Annotated in this window: 11 protein-coding genes; 6 read left to right on the top strand and 5 right to left on the bottom strand. The window is 51.4% G+C overall.

The genetic code is table 11. From position 1 onward, the window contains the following. Positions 1 to 8: 8 nt before the first annotated feature. The gene (locus IPH59_03820; GenBank protein ID MBK7090839.1) at positions 9 to 407 is read left to right on the top strand and encodes a hypothetical protein; all 399 of its coding nucleotides are present in this window, start codon (positions 9 to 11) and stop codon (positions 405 to 407) included. A 4-nt stretch (positions 408 to 411) separates the two neighbouring features. Here the strand turns inward: IPH59_03820 and IPH59_03815 are convergent, their stop codons facing one another. Continuing rightward, positions 412 to 2,787: a carboxypeptidase-like regulatory domain-containing protein gene (locus IPH59_03815; protein ID MBK7090838.1), complete on the bottom strand. Its 2,376-nt coding sequence runs from the start codon at positions 2,785 to 2,787 to the stop codon at positions 412 to 414. Between the two features lie 217 nt (positions 2,788 to 3,004). On the opposite strand from IPH59_03815, the gene IPH59_03810 reads away from it, so the two are divergent. After that, positions 3,005 to 4,726 carry a DNA primase gene (locus IPH59_03810; protein MBK7090837.1) on the top strand — a complete coding sequence of 574 codons (1,722 nt, stop codon included), beginning with the start codon at positions 3,005 to 3,007 and terminating at the stop codon, positions 4,724 to 4,726. Positions 4,727 to 4,733: 7 nt separating this feature from the next. Here IPH59_03810 and IPH59_03805 read toward each other — a convergent pair whose 3' ends face one another. Further along, positions 4,734 to 7,106 carry an endonuclease MutS2 gene (locus tag IPH59_03805; protein ID MBK7090836.1) on the bottom strand — a complete coding sequence of 791 codons (2,373 nt, stop codon included), beginning with the start codon at positions 7,104 to 7,106 and terminating at the stop codon, positions 4,734 to 4,736. Positions 7,107 to 7,339: 233 nt separating this feature from the next. Here IPH59_03805 and IPH59_03800 point away from each other — a divergent pair, with 233 nt between their 5' ends. The 4 genes from IPH59_03800 (at position 7,340) to IPH59_03785 (ending at position 11,778) form a co-directional block, all read left to right on the top strand. After that, positions 7,340 to 8,845 carry a tetratricopeptide repeat protein gene (locus tag IPH59_03800; protein MBK7090835.1) on the top strand — a complete coding sequence of 502 codons (1,506 nt, stop codon included), beginning with the start codon at positions 7,340 to 7,342 and terminating at the stop codon, positions 8,843 to 8,845. A 26-nt stretch (positions 8,846 to 8,871) separates the two neighbouring features. Then, the gene (locus IPH59_03795; GenBank protein ID MBK7090834.1) at positions 8,872 to 9,435 is read left to right on the top strand and encodes a hypothetical protein; all 564 of its coding nucleotides are present in this window, start codon (positions 8,872 to 8,874) and stop codon (positions 9,433 to 9,435) included. A gap of 321 nt (positions 9,436 to 9,756) precedes the next feature. Beyond that, positions 9,757 to 10,563, top strand: a complete 807-nt coding sequence (locus tag IPH59_03790) for a PEP-CTERM sorting domain-containing protein (GenBank protein ID MBK7090833.1) — start codon at positions 9,757 to 9,759, stop codon at positions 10,561 to 10,563. Positions 10,564 to 11,553: 990 nt separating this feature from the next. Beyond that, positions 11,554 to 11,778, top strand: a complete 225-nt coding sequence (locus IPH59_03785) for a hypothetical protein (protein ID MBK7090832.1) — start codon at positions 11,554 to 11,556, stop codon at positions 11,776 to 11,778. 643 nt (positions 11,779 to 12,421) lie between these two features. Here the strand turns inward: IPH59_03785 and IPH59_03780 are convergent. From IPH59_03780 to IPH59_03770, 3 genes are all read right to left on the bottom strand, one after another. Beyond that, positions 12,422 to 16,684: a T9SS type A sorting domain-containing protein gene (locus IPH59_03780; GenBank protein ID MBK7090831.1), complete on the bottom strand. Its 4,263-nt coding sequence runs from the start codon at positions 16,682 to 16,684 to the stop codon at positions 12,422 to 12,424. Between the two features lie 306 nt (positions 16,685 to 16,990). After that, positions 16,991 to 18,256 carry a PD-(D/E)XK nuclease family protein gene (locus tag IPH59_03775; protein ID MBK7090830.1) on the bottom strand — a complete coding sequence of 422 codons (1,266 nt, stop codon included), beginning with the start codon at positions 18,254 to 18,256 and terminating at the stop codon, positions 16,991 to 16,993. Position 18,257: 1 nt separating this feature from the next. Further along, positions 18,258 to 19,940 carry an AarF/ABC1/UbiB kinase family protein gene (locus tag IPH59_03770; protein ID MBK7090829.1) on the bottom strand — a complete coding sequence of 561 codons (1,683 nt, stop codon included), beginning with the start codon at positions 19,938 to 19,940 and terminating at the stop codon, positions 18,258 to 18,260. Between the last annotated feature and the right edge of the window lie 13 nt (positions 19,941 to 19,953).

The following is a 19,953-nucleotide window of genomic DNA, read 5'->3' as shown; positions in this document are numbered from 1 at the left end:
AGGCATGGATGCTGACAAAAATATGGCAGTTAAAGGGCGTGTTTGTATTGGTGGGACTGTTCGCCGCATTTGCGGCCTGCGTCAAGGAGAAAGACCCCAACGTCGACCGCAATGAAATACGCGATGCGCTTGGTGTCATTACCACTGCAGTCAACAATGGCGATCTTGGCACGCTGAACAAATATTTCGTTCAGCCCACACCCGAAGGAGCCGGCCCCAATCGTCTCATTTCGCTGCTTACCGCCGGAGACTCCGCCTTCGCCATGCACAATCGCAAGTTCAGCATTGACGGAGAGAAGGCAACAGTCAGTTTCACCCCGACATCCGACCCGACTGACTCCAATTTCTCTTTCCTCTACCTCATCAACGACAACGGTTGGAGAATTCAGCGTTTCGAGATAAAATAGCCGTCTAGAACTTGATTCCCATCCGCGCGGCAAAGCTATTCGTGTCGTAGTCTGACAATTGCCAGGTCAAGTACACACCGAAATTCAGTATTGATAGAAACGGCGTTAGATTTCCCAAACTGAATCCAATCTCGCTGTAAGGCTTGCGCGCCTCCAACCAATCTCTACCATCATCGTGCGGCGTGACATTATGAAAATCCGACCACATTGCGCCGCCGTGTACGCCCAGCGTAAACGGGATTGACTTGATTAACGGAATGCCGCTCTTTTTGAACAGGTATTGACCGAATTCGTGATTTGCATAAATATACGCCGCCCTATCTCCCGCGATTCGATAATCGTTAAGCGTCATAAAGGCCGCGTTTTCCCCAGCCACGACTCCCGCATAGTCAACATACTGGTAGTAGGACTGTGGCGGCAGTGATCGCGTCGAAGAACCCGCAAACAGATTGATATGCGTCACCCCGAGCCCAAGTGTCCGCTGTCGGCGATATACAGAAACATAGTAACGGCGAAAGTCAAAATCGCTGGAAAGTACATCAGGAGAACTCATTTCGCCAGTCAACCGTAGCGTAGTGTATTGCGGTGCCCACATCCGCGTGTCCTGACCTTTGTTTTTCCACAGCTTGCGCGAGTCGTATTCAATACTGCCCGTCAACATTCGGAGATTACCATCCTGTATCGATGGATTCACAAGATACTCGTCGTCGCGATTGAAGTAACTGAAGTCTGTCGCGTTATTGAGCGACCGATGTTTGAAATCGCTAACCTTTCCCTCCAACTTGAAGTGCTGTATCGGCGAAAACTCCAATGCTGCACTTCCCCCGCGACGGTAATAGTAAGACACCGGGTCGTACTTAAAGAACAGGCTCTCGAAAGTCGAATTGTAGTTCCCCTGAGTCAGAGTCTGTCCCTGTGCTACCTCGCGCAAATACTCAGCCTTGATTGCCACTCGCTTCCGACCTGGAAACTGGTAACGTGTCCCTAACTTGTATTGGTAGAGCTTCGCTTCAAAAGCGTACCCTGATTTGACTTCCAACTGCAGTCCTCGGCGTTCTGAGTTGATCGTCTCCGCAAATCCAAGATACGGTCCTTCGACTCGGTTAAATCTCGCGAAGTCATACGCACCCACTGTGAACAACGCCAAAACAGCAACTCCAGCCTTGAGCATCTGCTTCCCCAGCGGCTTTGGCGCGTTCTGAATCGAATCAAGTCGTGCATACCCGCGCAACTCCTGAATCGATAGCGGTATACTCTGCCGCAGTGACCACGTCGTCGAATCAAATTCGTCCGCCGTCTCCGCTACCTCAAAAGCGTACTCATCAAACGTGTTTTCGGCATGACCAGTCTCAAACGAATAGTCATATATCGATCCCGCCAAGTCGATTCCGATCTTGTTCGGAATACCCGGAAAGCTAATTGCTACGTCTGCGGTAAAACGAATCTCAATTGGCATCCAGTATAGATTCTCGAATTGCGCAACACGCTGAACATAGCGTAGGTCCTTCACAAATGGAATCCGCACACCCTCGTTGAAGCCAAAATCGACATCAACGACGTCATACGTCGAATCAGCGATCATCAGATACCCCTCAACCAACGCATCAGCCTGGTTCTTTGGTTCGACCTCAATCTTGTAGATTTTTCGGCTGTCGATGTATGTCGAGTCAAGCAGGTAGTAGTTGTAGTATCCAAGTGCATCCTCAGCGACCGGAGAAACAACGGAGTAGCTTCCAATGTCGATTCGGTTCTTATTAAAGTTCAGCAGTTCCCCGATTGACACCAGATTATCTGCTGCGCTCATATTCGCAGACTGTCGCCGCGCAGTGATGATCTCCTTGTACTTGTTCGGTCTCTCCCAAAACGACTGCGCCTGCGTCTCGGTAATCGCCATGATCTTGGAGCTATCGCCCTTGCTGAGATCGCGTGCCACGAACTTGGTATAAGAACTGTATTTGTAGTCCCCGATCCGTTCGAGAATTTCTTTCTTCCGCTTGATCGCTTCGATGATGATCAATTGCGCTGGGTCATATTGGCGATCATACACCACCACGGTCTGTCCCAATACAACCATGCTCAATAGCGAGACTTCCCGCGCGGCAATATTCTCCGCGACGTCAACCGTATCAAACGACGTGTAGTACCCGATGTGGCTGACCTTGAGTATCTGCCTTCCCGTCTCGCACACTATCCGAAACTTGCCATCATCATTGGCAGATGTCGCTTTGCCTGTCCCCAAAATCTGGATCGTGGCGTACGGTAGTGCTTGTCCGGTTTCGCGGTCAAAAACTCTTCCTTCAATCGCAGCCGCCCTTAAATTGCCACCAAAAACCAACACACCCGCTATCAAAGTAACGAATACTATCAGAATCCTATTCACCCTCTACTCCCATCTTACTCTTCATTTCCACAGCAACTTCAGCAAGAAACGTACCAATCCGTCTCACCGTGAAATCTACGCTGAATTCCATTCCTGATGATACGATTTTGCACACGGATGTTTCATTCGAATTTGTTTAATGCTACAAAATTGTGCAGATTCGGACTTTCCATGATAGACCTTGCCGTGACACCGAATTGTTACGTATCTTAACCCTATGGCATTCTATGGCGACGACATCGTCGAACGCGTACGCGAAGCATCTGATATCGTTGATGTCATCTCCGCTTACCTCCCGCTCAAACGCAAAGGACGCAACTACTGGGCACGTTGCCCATTCCATCAGGAGAAGACTGCTTCGTTCTCGGTCTCGCCCGACAAACAAATCTTCCATTGCTTCGGCTGCCACAAGGGCGGAAATGTCTTTTCGTTCATAATCGAATACGAAAAGCTCCCCTTTCCGGATGCCCTCAAGCTCTTAGCCGCTCGCGCCAATGTCCAACTACCTGAAAAAGGCGAAACGCGCGAAACCCGCGAATTCGATCAAATCTACTGGGCGCACGAAGTGGCCATGAAGTTCTTTCAGGAGCACTTGCTCGAATCACGCAAGTCTCTTGAGTATCTCAAGTCGCGCAAACTCACCGACGCCACCATCGAGAAATTCAAGATCGGTTATGCCCCCGATTCTTGGGACGCATTTCTTCACTATGCCAAGCAGAAATCACTGACCGAATCCGACCTGGAAAAGGCCGGTCTGGTCATCAAGAAAGAAAACGGCGGCTACTACGACCGTTTTCGCGACCGCCTGGTCTTTACGATTTTCAACACCGCTCAAAAGCCAATCGCATTCGGCGCTCGTACTTTCGATCCCAAAGAGCAAGCCAAGTACATCAACTCACCCGAAACACCGCTTTATCACAAAGCATCAATTCTCTATGGCCTTTCTCATTCACGCGGCGACATTCGTCGTGCCGAGGAAGCCATCGTTGTCGAAGGATACTTTGACTTCTTGTCTCTCTATCAGCAAGGCGTCACCAATGTCGTCGCCAGTTCGGGAACGGCTTTTACACCGGAACAGGCTCGCCTCTTGGGAAGATCTGCTTCGAGTGTCATCCTGATGTTCGATGCCGATTCCGCCGGTCAGCAGGCCGCTATACGCTCAGTAGATTACCTCTTTGAAGCTGGTCTCGACGTCAAAGTCGTTAAACTGCCGGCAGGTGAAGACCCTGACTCGATTGCCCGTAAGGGCGGCAAAGCTGCTATCGACGAACAACTGGCGCGGGCAAAATCCTATGTCGAGTTTACGATCTCAACTCTGCCTGATCGCTTCGAGAAACTCAGCCTCAACGACAAGGACCGCGCTATCAAACGCCTGGCAACCCTTGCCGGTCGTATCGAAGATGAAATCCGCCGCGAGCTTTTCCTCCAGGAAATCGCTCGCTGGTACAACATCGGCATTGATCTTGTCCGCCGCGGTGTGCGCATTGAAGAGCGCCGCCCCACGATGAATCCACGCGAGACAATTGGTTCTCCACTTGATCGCGATTTTGTGGCACTGTTGCTCCAGCGCAGTGAACTTGTCCAGTCTGCCGCAGAAAAAGTCGCCCCAACAGATTTCGAGGACCAGACCCTTGCCGATATATACAGTCTGATTCTACAGCTTCATGAAGATGACCAGCCTCCAACACCGTCGCAGTTGATTGACAAAGTTTCTGAGACACCAAAGAAGGAGCTGATTGCTGCGCTAGCCGCGAAAGACTTTCAAAGCTCCGATCTCAATCAAGTCTATACCGACCTCGTCATCGCCTTCCATCGCCGACACCGGACCAAACGAATGACGGAACTGAAACGCCTATTGAAAGAAGCTGAAACTGAGAATGATGAGGAACAGATAAACTACTACATGAATGAGATCAAACTACTGCGGCAGGAACTCTAACCGAGAACTACGATTTTAGCTTCACCACCGTTACACCCCAACTGCCTTCGTTCCATTCTCCCAATTGAAACGACTCTACCATCTTGTTCTTGGATAAATACTCGCGCACGAATCGACGCAACGCCCCAGTTCCTTTTCCGTGGACTATTCGCACGTACGGCACATGCGTTAGTGCAATTTCATCAAAGTACTTATCGAGCCTGTCGCGCGCTTCCTCAACTGTCATGCCTCGCAGCGACAACTCCATCTGTACTTCGTCTTTGTATGGCTGGTAATTGACTCCCTTTGGAATCTCCGGTTGTGCTTCACCTGCCTTTAGCTTGCGCAAGTCGCGCAATTCCATTGTGTAAACAATTCTGCCGACTCGAACCTTCCCCCGTTTCCCATCCGGAAATATCTCCAGCAATTCGCCGTCGGTACGTAATCGCTCGACAAATACAGCCTCGCCTTCAGTCGGCGGCTCGCCATCATACTCGCGCCGCGGTTGTAATTTCTCCGTTTTTTCTGCCAGTTCGCTTCGCAATTCGTCCATCGTCTTGCGCACGCGTTTAACATCAGTCTTCGTCACCTGTGGCTCGCGCAATTCCTGCATCAGCTGATCGATCTTCTTGCGCGTTTCTTCTACAAGTTGATTCGCAGCATCCAATCCTTCGCGCAATAGTTGCTTTTCTCGTTCGTTGAGCTTTGCCTGTTGCTGTTGTCGAGTTGTCTCCAACTCCTCGGCCTTTTGCAGCCTTACACGCAACTGTTCCCTCTCGGAATCGGTCGCCATTAATTCTTGTTCAAGTCGCGAGATCAGATCCGCCAGCGAACGCTCTTGCGTTCCGACCAATTCCTGCGCCCGTGAGAGTATCTCCGCCGGCATCCCCAATCGCGAAGCCACCTCAAGTGCATAGCTCGATCCCGGCAGTCCGGTTCGGAAGCGATAGGTCGGTTGGAAAGTCTCGCGGTTGAATTCCATCGATGCGTTTTCTACTCGCTTGTTCGTCTCCGCAATCGCCTTCAACGCCGAGTAGTGCGTTGTCACTACACACTTCGCACCAGCTTTGGAAACGTACTCAATCACCGACTCGCCGAGAGCTGCGCCCTCTTTCGGATCGGTGCCCACTCCCAATTCGTCGAACAGAAGTAGGCTATCGCCGTCGCATTGCCTGATTGCATGCGTTATTCGTGCAATGTGGGACGAGTACGTCGATAGTGACAATTCAATCGATTGCTCATCACCGATATCTGCATAAATCTTCTTGAATATCCCGACTTGAGATTTATCATCCACCGGAACCAACAATCCCGACTGTGTCATCAGCACCAGCAATCCGACCGTCTTGAGGGCGACTGTCTTGCCTCCGGTGTTTGGTCCGGTGATAATGATCACATTGTGGTCAAATCCCAGTTCAATATTCAGCGGCACCACATCCGCGCGCTTTCGCGCACTCATCAACAACAGCGGATGGTACGCCGCCTGCAGGCTCACAACTGCATCCGTTCGCAGTTTGGGCATCACCGCCTGCAGATCAAGCGCCAATCTGCCTTTGGCATGCAGAAAATCCAGCCGCCCGTACAGCGACCAGTTGCGCGATATTTCTTCGCCATGACTGTGCGCCAGTTCGCTTAACTCCAGAAGTATCCGCTCGATTTCGTGTACTTCGTCGAGCAGGACTTGCTTCAACTTATTATTCAACTCGATCGCTTCCGTCGGCTCAACGTAAAGCGTTGCTCCCGTTCGCGACCGGTCATGTATCACCGCCGTCTTCGGATTAAATTCACTGTCGACGATGGCAATCACATAACGCCCGTCGCGCATCGTCACGATGTCGTCGCTGCGATCTGAACGATGCGCCCGATCACCCAACGCCTTCTGCAGTCGCGTCAGAATCTGCGCTCTTGCGTGTGCCTTCTCGCCGCGAATTCGCCGCAGCTTGTCCGATGCTGAATCCTTGATCTCTCCGCCGCGGTCGATGGCGCCATCTATTCTCTGAATCAGGTCCGTCAGCGGCTTCAATTGAAGCAGATAGTTGACGATCTTTGGGTACTTCTCTTCCTTGTGTGCTCGATATTGAAACAGTGCCGAAACCAATTTCTGGAAATCCGCCAACTTCTTCAATTGCTCGGCATCGAGAATTGAACCCGCTATTCGGACCTTACCGATCAACTGCTCGATTCGATCGAGATGCTCAAGCGGAATAATCTCTTCAAACTCAATGATCTCCTTCATCTCGAAGGTTTCCAATAGCGAGTCTTGAATGATCAGCGGTTCGATCGACGGGCTCATTTCATTGACCATTTCGCGCCCAGCATCGCAGTAGCACAGCTTCGCTAGCTGCTCTTTGACACGCGGATATTCCAGCGACTCTAATGTATGGCGGTCTAATTGTGACATGTTTGGAAAATACTCGAATCAGCCTGACTTGCAACGCATTTGCTTTGAACTTGACATTGATTCTATCGGATATTACCATTCTTCGCACAAGCATCGGAGGATCGAAATTCCTTTTGAGGTCGACACGGATGACGGCCGGCACCAACCTTCCTCTCCTTTACGACCCCGACTGTCTGTTGAAGAATCCTTCTAAAGAGACGATATTATACTGTAAATGTCTGAAGCGAGAATTAATGAATAAAATCGGAATCACTTTCTGCCTCATCATCTTCCTGGCCCTTGGTTGCTCTGGATATGAAATCGAACAAAAACGCTATCAGGTCGAGAAAGCTTACTTTGAGGCTGAAAAACTCGTCGACAACCATTCCGTCAAACCTGAACTCCGCACCCGTGACGATTATTTTCTACTCGTCAGTGCCTACATGCAGGTATTCAACCGCTTCACCGAAAACTTTCCCAATCTTACATCTTTGCAAAATCTATCGGAGCCCGAAGTCGAAGCTTCCAATCTTGCCGGCAAAGCTCTCCTCTCTGCCTCTGCCCTGCTATTAAGCGCAGAGTCAACCGACAGCGCCAAAAAAGTCCTCGACTTCATCATTGCTTCGCCCGTCATGCTCAAACAACATCGCTTTGACGCACTCTTTGCCGCCGGCAATATCGCCGAGCAACAAGGCAATTGGCCCAGCGCAGAAAACTTCTATCTGCAACTGCTAAAGGAATACTACCCGCCGGTCGTTCGCGGCATTCTTCCAAATACCAATGTTATGGAACTGCCCAAGAAAATTGCCGAGCACTACGCCGATGCCAACGAACGTGATGAAGCTCTCAAACGCGCACGTTGGTCAATCGACTACTATGAAGGCATTGTCGACAGCTTCCCCAAAGTCCCGATGACAATGATGGCCACGCGCCTCTTGGCCGAAATGTACAGCGCCGTTGGCGAGTACCAAACCTCGGTCAATCTCCTTGCAACTGTTGTTGATTCTACCGGCAGGCAATTCGACCCGGCACGTTCGATGATGGCTGACCTTTATCTCACACGACTCAACCGTTCAGATGAAGCGATCCGCATATACAACGAGATCATCAATGACGGCAACGACTCCCTTTCAATTGCCACTGCCTATGTGAAGCTCGCGACACTCTCGTTCAGCAATGAGAAATTTCAAGAGGGCCGCAATCACCTTGAAAATCTGCGCCAGCGATTCCCTCGCTTGGCAAATATTCAGGCTGAAGCACAAATGCTCAAGGCCCGCAGCTTCGAAAGCGAACAGAATAATGAGCGTGCTCGCCAGGAATACGTCGCGTTACTCAACGAATTTCCGGGAAGTGTTCAGGCTCTGGAAGTCCTCGCCTATTTGCCGGAATACTTCCGTAAAATCGGCCAGCCCGGTCTTGAAAAAGAGTGGCTTCGACGTTCCGAGCAGGAGATTCGCAAACTTGCTGAAGGCAATGTCAATCGTCGCATCGGTCTTCAAGCAGCAAGTTATCTCGGGACTTTCCTCCAGCGCAACAATCGCCATGAGGACGCCATCATTCAATTTGAAACACTGATAAAGCAATACCCGAAAACACCGCAGGCTGCTGAAGCTCTCTACAAAATCGGGTTTATTTACCTAAAAGATCTCAACAACAGCGCCAAGGCACTGGAGACCTTCCAGGAATTCCTGAAACAATACCCCAATTCCGGTGTAAGACCGTCTGTTGAGGCTGAAGTACGAAAGATCGAAAAGAGTTAATTGTCCAAACTACAGGGAGGATTTTAATGAACAAAGCTATCGCCTGGAAATTCACCGCGCTATTTATTCTGGTAGCTGCAGTGGCGTTAGTTGCCCAGGGTAAACCGAAGGATTCTTTCGGCCGTGTTGATAAGGCCGATGCTTCTATCCGTCAAATCAAAGGCAATCAGTTTGCCATTGATCTCAATTGGGAAAATGACCAGCAGCTTACCGCGTTGGCTTTCCCGCTCCTCGTGAGAGGTAATGGCTTCCACATGCGCTACGATTCTGTCGCATGGACGCCAAGGACTGATTACTTCGCCGTCAAGTCGGTTCGTCCGCTTGACTCGCTCCAACAGGTCCTGGTAGGACTTTTTGCGACACTCGATGGTTCCAAGCCCCCGCTCGCGGAAGGCAAAGGAAAGCTCGCCACGCTGTTCTTCACGGCAAACGCCAAGAGCGCTATCGATGGCTGCAACATCCTTATTGACACGACATTCATTCTTCCGTCGAATACTCTTTACGGAGTCACTCCTGATGCCCAAAACGTCGAACCGGCGTTTTCAGTTTCAAAAATTGGCACCGACGGCAAGGCAGTTACTTGTAAATAGTTGCTGTTCAATACATTAGGTTGAATTGTAAGGCTCCCGATTTCGGGAGCCTTTTTTGTTTGCGAGGCCGACACTCGTGAAACCGCATTATTCCGTTACACCACAACATGTTATGTCACAAGGTGATGGTCTGCGTCATTTATCTGTCGAATTTTCGAACACTTCCAACTTTCCTATTTTCGCCCTTCCAATTGACTTCAAAAACGTGCACATAACATACTGTCATACAACAATTTAAAATCTCACCCCGACTACCATTCTTGGCACACGGATTGCATATTGCAATAACTAGTTAGAATTATGCCTATTTGGAGGAGATCGATGAAAAAGACTTTGTTACAGCTTCTGGTTACCGCGATGGTAGCAGTTGCATTCAGTTCAGCCAATGCCGTCACGTGGAATTTCTACGATTTCGGCGATAACGTGTTCGACGAACACAATAACACCGCCGATATCGACTTCCCCGGCTATCCGGGTCAGCCGGATCCGTTCCAGCCTAACCCGGGTCAAGCCGGATTGGGTGGCGAGCGCTTCGATATCGAGGGCCTCAACTTCGCGACCGCTAACGATAAGTTCTATGTCTCGTTGACCGCCAGCTTCCAGTACGGCGCCTATTCTTCGGTTTGGAATTATACCTACCGCGAAGGCGACCTTTTCTTTGGATTCGACGGCGATGATGCTACCTACGCGATCGTAACTCGTGGCGGCGCCTCCAAGCTCTACCAGGTGGACAGCTACCTCACCATTCCGAGCGTCCCCGGCGGATTCGGCTACAATGCCGCTATCGTCGCTTCAATGGGTCCGTGGAGAATGAACCAGGGTACCGAACTTGGCGAAGTTCAGAACGCTTACACGTTCTATGATGAGCTTGAGCCCAACCCGATTATCCCGACCAATCCGAGCCAGACCAATGGCGATACCTGGGTCAAGGAATACTGCTTCGACCTCAGCGCCTTCGGTGCGAATTTCAATATCATGCAGCACCAGACGGTCAATTTCCGCACCAACATTGAGTGCGGTAACGACCTCGTAAAAGAAACCCACACTATCACGCCGGAACCGGGAACGATGGTTCTCCTCGGCATGGGTCTCTTAGGTCTCGGCGCTCATCTTCGCCGCAAAAAATAAATAGGCAGTACATCGATCTCTCGAAAGACCTCCGAATCACGGAGGTCTTTTTTTTGTTGCACAACTTACCTCTGCGCGCTTTATATCGTCCACTCATGGAGAACTCAGATAGATGAACCTCTCACCCGCCGCGCTCGTCCGCTGGGTTGGACGTATCCTTGAAGGCAACCGCCGTCTCGCACACTTGCCTCGGATTTCCGTGTGGCGTCAAATCTCTGAGAACTTCCGCCTCATGCGGCTTAATGGCCTCGAACCCCACGAGTACTTTCGTTACGAACTTTGCCGCCCCGAAATCAGCTGGAACGACAAGACCCGTTACATGAGCCGAGATCAAGCTTGGCTCATGCACCGCACCATCAACCAACTATTCGATCAGGGTGTCCTTCAGAAGATGGTCTTTGATCGCCTGATGGGTACGCTTGGCCTTCCCGTCCCACGACAGTTCGGCTTCTACAATCCCCACTTCGGTTACGACGACGCCAATCGCCCCCTCTGCACTCGCGATCAGTTCATTCGATTCCTGCAAGATGGCGCCTTCACCGAATTCGTCCTCAAAGCCGTTTCCGCCGAGCGTGGCGAGGGACTCCGCCTCTGCCGCAAGATTGGCAACGATCGAGTTCTCTCCTTCAATGAAGGAGAACTCTCCTACAGCGACCTCTTTGACAAGATTGCCGCTACCAATATCGGCATCGTCAAGCACAGCCCCGATTCGTGGCTCATTCAAGAACGAATCATCCAGCACCCATTTCTCGATCGCTACACAGCCGACTGCACACAGACCGCGCGTGTCGTAACCTACATCACGAAGAATGGCGACATTCAAATCCTCATGCGCATGCTCAAAATCTCCCGCTCCGGCAAGCACATCGACAATGTCGGCACCACCGGAATGGCTGCCCGCTTCGATGACAACGGCGTCCTCAGCACCGGCGCACAGTTAACGAATTCTGGAATTGTCTATCACACTCATCACCCCGAAACGAAAGCCCCATTGCCGGCGAGATTCTCCCTTTCCACAAGGAAGTCACCGCATTGGCGCTTGAAGCTCAATCGCGTCTCCCCTTTTTGCGCAGTCTCGGCTGGGACATCGCCATCACCAAAGATGGCCCGCTGCTTATCGAAGGCAACGCCTATTGGTCGCACATCCTCCAATTCGCCCTCGGCCACGGCGTCCTCACCGACGAACTCTTCACGGAACTCCACGAAGTCGCATAACATCACACCATAAGTCGCGATAGACATTTTGTCTGACATTTGCATGTCGTCATCCCCGCGAAATCGACCACGGGGATCCAGCCTGCACGCAGGCGAGGATCTCCCAGCATTGCCCACCAAAGACTGGTAGATTCTTCACTTCTCCCACTATGACACGGAACCAAATCACTACTACGATCCTCGGTAGGTCAGACATTTTTTGTCTGACATTTGTCCCCCACCGGAACGGTGGGACTCTTCTGACTCTTGTGATACAGTCTTGTAGGTCAGGAGCCCTGCGCTCCTGACACCCTTTGTTGTGGGTTCGACTTCAGTCGAACGTGTCGACAAGCTTGTCCCCCACCGAATCGGTGTGCCTGTTCTTACACTCACGAAACGAATCCGTAGGGCTTGTCCCCACCGAAACGGTAGGACTCTTTTGGCTCTTGTGATACAGGCTTGTAGGTCAGGAGCCCTGCGCTCCTGACACCCCTTTGTTGTGGGTTCGACTTCAGTCGAATGTCTTCTCTGCCACATTAGAAACGAATCCGTAGCGGTGAGGGCCCAAACCACAACGGCGCCCCGGTGGTGGCCGGGACGCCGTCTCTCATTGCGAAGGTGCCGCAAGTCGCCGCATACGACTCGCGACTGTCCGTGAAATGTGCTACTTCATCAAAACCATCTTGCGCGTACTGCTGAATTCGCCCGCGTCAAGACGATACAAATACACGCCGGTTGCAACCGTCGCTCCGGCTTGATCGGTGGCATCCCAGACAACGCTGGTCACGCCCGCCGGCGAACTGCCGCTCAGGCGTTTGACAATCTGACCGCTGATGTTCAGAATCGTCATCGTCCACTCCGAGGCTTTCGGCAGCGAGAACGATATCGTCGTTTCCGGATTGAACGGATTCGGATAATTCTGAATCAACGCGAACTCTTCCGGAAGCACCGTCTTGCCCAGCGAAGAATTCAACAGGTTGCCGTCATAGTCGGCCGCTTCAATATGTTCAATCGTCACTTCGGCTCCGATGGTCAAAATCTGCCGTTCTCCGGCATTGACCTTTGCTCCGAGTTCATCAGAGTACATTACTACGTTCAGCACGTCGCCATCAGTCGAGTATGCCAGCTCAAGGCTCTGCGCCGCAAGCTCAGCTACGACAGTCGCCGCGTCGGCGCCATTGAGTTTGGCGCGCAGATACACGCCGCCCAAATCGACACTGCTGTTCGACCATAGCCTCGTCGTGCCTTCGACTTCTTCAATGCTAAACTCTACCGAATTGGCAAACGGAGCCAGCTTCGGAATTGGCTGGACATCGCCAATCAATACCCGCAGCAGGTACACCAAATCGCCAATCGTCAAAGTATGACCGTCGGCATTGATATCGCTCGCCGCAGTTTGTCCCGCGACCGAAATCGTAAATGCCGCGACACCCTTGAGGAAGTAATTCGTGTATAGCACCGCGTCGGCAATCTCGTTTGGAATTCCGTTGAGATTCATGTCGCCGCGCGCGTCAATCGAATCGTTGTCAATGATGCAGATGAATCCGTTGCGCAGTTCGATACAGCGCTCCGGAAGGAACTTGTCGCCCTTGATACACGTATCCGGTACGCCAAGATGCTCGAATCGCGACGCTTCCGGGAAACCAACGTTGTCGTCTTCATCCCAGATAATCACGTCATACGAATCGTAAATGATCTTGTCCACCAACAGCGTGTCACCCGACAAGCTTGAGAACGCGTTGTCGCCGCAGTCGATCCAGAAGAATTCGACAGGCAGCACCTGTCCCTCAAATGTATTGTTGCTCGTCACGCGGAACGTGATGTTCGCAATCGTGCCGCTCGGTGAAAGCTGTCCTACCGGCGGATGATTGGCGCCGTTGTTGGCATCAGCTATCGCAACGACCCGCACCAATCCACCAGGACACGATCCGGTACAGTTGCCGAACGGTCCAAGGCGATACGTGAAGTATTCCCAGCCGCTAATCGCCGGCCCGATTGTCGCATTGACGAAGCTGAAAGCTGATACGTCATACTTGATCAGCATGTCGTATCCGCCGATTGGCAGACGCCCTTCATAATCAATACCGACAGTCACCTGCGAACCAAGCGTGACGCATTCTGTCTTCTCGATCTGCAACACGATGCAACTTGAGTCGCAATCGTCATAGCGAACCTCGTAGTCCCATGTCGTGGCAACTTCGACGCCGCACTCGTTCGATCTTATGAACTCAAATGAATATGTTTGACTGTGGTCTAGAATCGGATCGAAGCAAAGTGTACCCGCCCCATTGGCATATGTAAACGTGAAGTCCACACTCGAGTTCGTCGGCGATACTGTGATTGTCGTGTTCGGTGTATTGGTGTACGTAATGCCGGCGCAAATGCTGGGTAATTCCGTTCCAACGCACACCGCCGTGTCGCCGTCCGGCGCTGCGACTACCGCAGTCGGCGGATCGATGAAATTAATGTTCCAACTAACCAATCCTGTGTCTGCTTTGCCGCAACTATCTGCTACCAGAACGCTCCAATTGAACGTGCCGTCTGCAGTCGGTGTGAAGCACACCTGGCCGGTCGTTGCATTTATCGTACCCGGTCCAGACAGCAAGCTGTAAGTCAACTTCGTGACGATCGTATCGACCGTCGTCACGTTGAAGCACAACTGCGTTGCCGCGCAAAGATTTTGTGGCGTTGGCGATGGCACCGTTATCACCGGCACCATGTTGACTCGCACATTGACCGTATAAAGCGCCGTGTCAGCTGCACCGCAAGCATCCCTGGCAATCACGTTGAAATTGAATACGCGTGAACCAGAAGCGCCTGAATTGATGCAAACCGTATTCCCGTTAATCGTTCCCATGGTGGTGGTATAGGTCAATGGATTTCCGTCTGGATCGCTCGCATTGATCGGAACACAAATCTGTCCCGGCTCGCATAGTGTGAAGTTGCCGCCGCCAATCAGAACGTCGGGGCGACGGTTAAGCGTGACCACTGCAAATCCGGTATCCAAATCGCTCGCACCGCAAGCATCTGTCGCTCGAAGTATGAATCTGTAAGTCCCTGTCGTATCGGGCGTGAAACAGATATTGCCGCCGTTATAACTGCCCGGACCGCCAATCAACTGGCATGACGCCAGGTCACCGTCAGGATCACTGCAGGATGCCGGTATGCAAACCTGCTGAGTAACGCAGAACACTACTGTCGTGTCCTTAACGAGCGCTACCGGCGGATTCAGAAGAGTCACTGCTATCACTGCCGTATCGAGATCGAAGTTACCGCACTCGTCGGATGAGCGCAGTACAAACTGATAGCTTCCGCCCGTTGTCGGCGTAAAGCATATCTGCGATCCGTTGAAGGTTCCCGGTCCCGAGATCATTTCGCACGTTGCCATGTCGTTGGTCGGGCTGGAACATCCTGCCGACCAGCAAATCGCTTGCGGCGCGCACAGCGTCACCGTCGAGTCGCGGCCTGCATTCGCAATCGGAGCTATATCATCTATTAATACTGTAAACTTGACCGTATCCCGTACGAAACCGCCGCATTCATCAGCCGCGGAAAAACAGAAAGTATATGTCCCCGAAGTCGTCGCTTCAAAGCACAACTCACCATTGCTGATCGTACCAATACCGCACTCCTGCGCAACTGCTACCGCAGTCTCACCGACCGCCGCCGTCACCGGGAAGCATAAAGTCGCCGGCTCGTTCTTGCAGAGTGTTACAGTCGTATCCGGAATCGTGGTAATCACCGGACGCTGTTTGTATCGCACTATCACCGTTAGCGTATCGCGCGGACACGGCAAAATCTCGCGCGGATCGTCGATCGGGAATCCGAACGACTTACAGCACGAATCATAGGCTACAATAATAAACTGATACATCGCCGAGTCCAGCGCACCGGGCAGGAAACACACCTCGCCGGTAAGCGTATCGATATTCGCTTCCGGGCTTTGGAACAGCGTGAACTGCAGTTGGTCATTATCCCAGTCAAACGCCTCAGCGACATCCAAACAAATCGAATCCAACACGCAGATCGTGGTGTCGATATAGTCATCAGTCAGCGTCAACTCCGGATTCGTCCTAAACTCGACGCGCACTGAAAAAGTGTCAGTAATGCTCACATTGGCTTCGTCTGTAATTCTGAAAATAAACCGATGCGTCGAATCAATCGGCCACGGCAGGAAGCACGACTCAAAGTCAATCGGAGCTAAACCGGTGGCGACTGTCGTGAAGCTGTTTCCCACCTTCTGCTCAAGCGTCAGATTTCCAACACCACCTTCGGCATTCACATTGAAGCAGGTATTCTGTTCAGTGCAGTACAGGTAGAATGTCTGGCCCTCAAACGAAAGCGACAACGCATCCGGATTGATGAATCGTAAGTCAATGACTACGTCCTCAAAATCCTGATCGCCGCCATCCGCCAAATCCTCGAACGCTACGACATAGTGTCCGACTTCTCCGGCCGAGAAAACCTTAGCATGGTCAAACGCATCCCAATTGAGATTGGTCTGACTGTACCAAATGTCATCATAAAGTGTGGGGCCAATGTAGAATCCGACTGAATCCGCCATTGTTGGCATCGTCAGCGTCGTTCCGGCAGGTGAATTTTCGGCAAACAGCATTGATCTGCCCGCCGCGTTCCCCTTCGGATACCAGCCGACTTGCGAAATCGAAGCTGAACCGCGATGCTTAATCGTGATTTCGGCTTGATTCGCATAAAGCTGCGGCAAGAACACCGAAGCGTTCATTTCGTCGGTGGCTACATTAATAGAATAACCTAATGTGCTTAACAGCTCCTGAAGAGACGGACCATCGAGAGCAGTCTTAGCTCGCAATGAATCGCTCCAGGGATGGTCTCCGCCTGCTGCATAGGACTTACTCCCAAACAGCGCCAGACAGAGTACAAGAATCGCAATGAGACGTGGGAATTTCACAATGGCTCTCCGGTTTCGAGGGAAGAACTCATTCTCGCGTTTGATCCAGCTATGCGGTTACAGCCGGTACCTTTCTTCAAAAGTATAATAAGAACTTGCTCGGCTCTTGAATGTATAGAGCACCGCGAGAAGTACACATACGCAGACAGGACGAATATAGGAGAATAGCCTGTAAAGTCAAGGTAAAATGGCCCTAGAGACCTGTAACATTTAGGAACAACTGCATCAAACCAAGCTGAATTCAGCCTTCATTCTCAGCCGCCCTTCAGAAACATAACCTATTAATCTTAAAGCGATTACAGAGGATTACCCTTCAAAATTCTCGTCATAATCCTTCGTCGATCCGGCCCTGACCTGCTTGACGACGTGTGGAATGAGATACTTCGACAGTCCCGTTTGAAGCTTCGCTTCAAGTGTCCCTGCTTCGAACAGGTTCACCAGCCGCGCTGGTGTCAGCTGCGAAACATCCTGCCAGATCCCGGCCTTCTTCAAATACTCTTCCAGCTTCTCTCGCATTGGCCGCTCTGCTTTGTTGCTGTTCGCTGGCAGCCGGAACGTTTCGTCGATCTTCACATTCAGATATCGGCTTGATCCATAAAGTCGTGTCATTCCAAATTGCTGTGCGTAGCGAGTAATCTCTTCCTCGACCTGCGCCATTTCCTCTTCAATCTCCGCTATCTGCTTTTTTAATTCATACCGTTTGGCGTGTAGTTCGCTGTACTTGTCCGCCAGCGTTACACCTTCGTCCTCTTTGAATTCCTTCGGCGCCAGCGGAAGCACCCGAGCCAGATGTTTTTTCGCCGGACAGATATCGAAAAAATCACACCAATCACACAGCGCCGATTCGCGGTAAGGAAACTCGTTCTTCTGAATTGCTGCCTCAGCCTGTTGAATCGTGCGAATCGTCTCGACTTTGAGCTTCGCGAGATCCTTCTTACTCCTGAGCGACTTCACTTCTTCGTCAAAAAGCAAATAATGCCAGATCAACTCAACCTTCTCGGTGTTGGCCCACATCTTTTGAATCCCGATCTGGTACAGCGCCAGTTGCCGGTCCTTTGCAGCCTCGTCATTGGTCGGCAGTTTTCGTTTCGTTTTGTAGTCGCGAATCTGCCAAACACCATCCGGCGTCCTGGAGATACGGTCAATAAATCCCTGAATCCGGTAGCGGTCGCCATCGTCAAGCGACAAATACACCCTTTGCTCAAGCGCAATTGTCTTCTCCGATTCAAACGGAAAGTAGCGATCCCAATACTTCGTTAGTGCTTCCAACCCCTGCCGGTAATAGTCTTCGATAGTGTATTGCTTCTTGACGATGAAGATCTCGTCGTGCTTTTCTTTCTCCCACAGATTGAAGTAGTACCCAAGAAACTCCTCCTTGGTCCACGTCTTCCCCATCAGCTTGTGCTTGTATAGCTCTTCCAAAACGTCATGCACGCGCGACCCAAGAAATGCCTCAATCGAATCTCGCTTGGGAATCTCCACCTTTTCGATGTACTGATACTTGAACTTCAGCGCGCACGACTCAAACGTTTCCAACCGCGAGTGCGAGAATACCATCGGCTTTCCGGTCATGTTACAACTTCCCCGATCGAAGTATTGCTATAACCAGCCAGATTCCCAAAATGCCCGCTGTAATGAATCCGACCAACCCCAGCACCGGGAATCCGTAGATCATCATCCCCGAGTCACGCGTCATTACCAGCGAGGACCCGACAATGATCGCTGCAATGATCATCGAGAACGCGATTCGATTCGACGCCTTCTCCAGTTCGACAATCAGGCGCTCCAGCCCCTTGTGTTGAAGCGATATCGACAGCTCTCCGTTGCGCAGATTGCGAGTTATTCGCTTGAACTCAAATGGCAGGTCCAACACCAGATCGCGCATCTCGCCCAAGTACTGCCCCAGTTCCGACATGATGTTTCGTGGGCTAAACTTGCGCGTAGACAACTTCTGAATTGCGGGCATCAACGCTGTGATAAACTCATATTGCGGATTCAATGCCCGCGCCAGTTCCTCGTATGTCCCAAGTGTTTTTCCCAACATCATTAACTCCGGCGGAAACTTGATGTTGTGCGTCGTCACGATTCGAAAAGCTTCCGTGATCATACTGCGCATATTCAATTTTGATAGTTGGACACCGTGGTAACGATGCAAGAACAGCGACAGCTCCGTCTCCAGCGCTGCCGGGCGGATATTGTCACTCAGCAATTCGTGACTTTGAAACACCCGAACCAGTCGTCTGGTATCGTCACTCGAGGCTGCAATCAACAGATCAGATATCAACTCCATCGACCCGCGCGACAACCGCCCCATCATTCCGAAATCTACCAGTGCAATCCGGTTCCCTGGCAACGCAAACAGATTCCCCGGATGTGGATCAGCGTGGAAATATCCATGTTCGAAGATCTGTTTCGCCGCAATCTCACCGCCGACTCGAGTCAGTTCCACCGGGTCAATTCCCGCGGCTAGTATTCGCTCTTTATCAGAAATCTTGATTCCGTCGATGTAACTCAGTGTCAGGACCTTGCTCGTGGTCAAGTCCCAATAGACCTCTGGCAACACCAGTCGCTCATCATCGGCGAAGTTACGCGCGAAAATTTCGAGATTCCGTGCTTCAAATGTGAAATCAGTTTCCTGCTTTGCCGATTTCCACACTTCGTCAACAATCGCTACCGGGTCGAATGCCTTCGTCTCCGGCACATATCGCTCCAACAGCCCCGCCAGATCTCGCAAGATCGACAGGTCCTTTTCCATGACTTCCTGCACGTTGGGACGCTGCACCTTTACTGCCACCACATCACCCGCAATCGTCGTTGCGCGATGAACCTGCGACAGCGATGCCGACGCGCAGGCTGTCTCCTCAAACTTCAAGAACACCTCAGTCAGTGGCTTGCCCAATTCCTTTTCAACAATTTGCACAACTTCGGTGTAAGCAAACCCTGTCACTTGGTCCTGAAGCTTCGTCAATTCCAATGCAAGTTCTGGCGGAATCAAAAACGGTCGAGTGGAAAGAATCTGCCCTATTTTTACGAATGTCGGCCCCAGTTCTTCCAATGCCAGTCGGATACGCTCTGCCCAGCTATAGGCAGCCAACTCCTGTTGCCGTGCAAATAGTTTGCGGCTCCCGATTCTCAGAAAGCCGGCGATGTTCATCCGATCAAGCACTTCCCCAAACCCGTACTTGATCAACACGCCGACTACTTGACGGTAGCGTCCCAGATTTCGGTATGTCCTATGAAGATCTAACTGCGGCATGATTCCCCAATCC

The sequence above is a fragment of the bacterium genome (assembly GCA_016708315.1).
In the GTDB taxonomy this organism is placed as follows: Bacteria; Zixibacteria; MSB-5A5; order CAIYYT01; family CAIYYT01; genus JADJGC01.
This window is presented reverse-complemented; position numbering and strand designations above follow the sequence as displayed.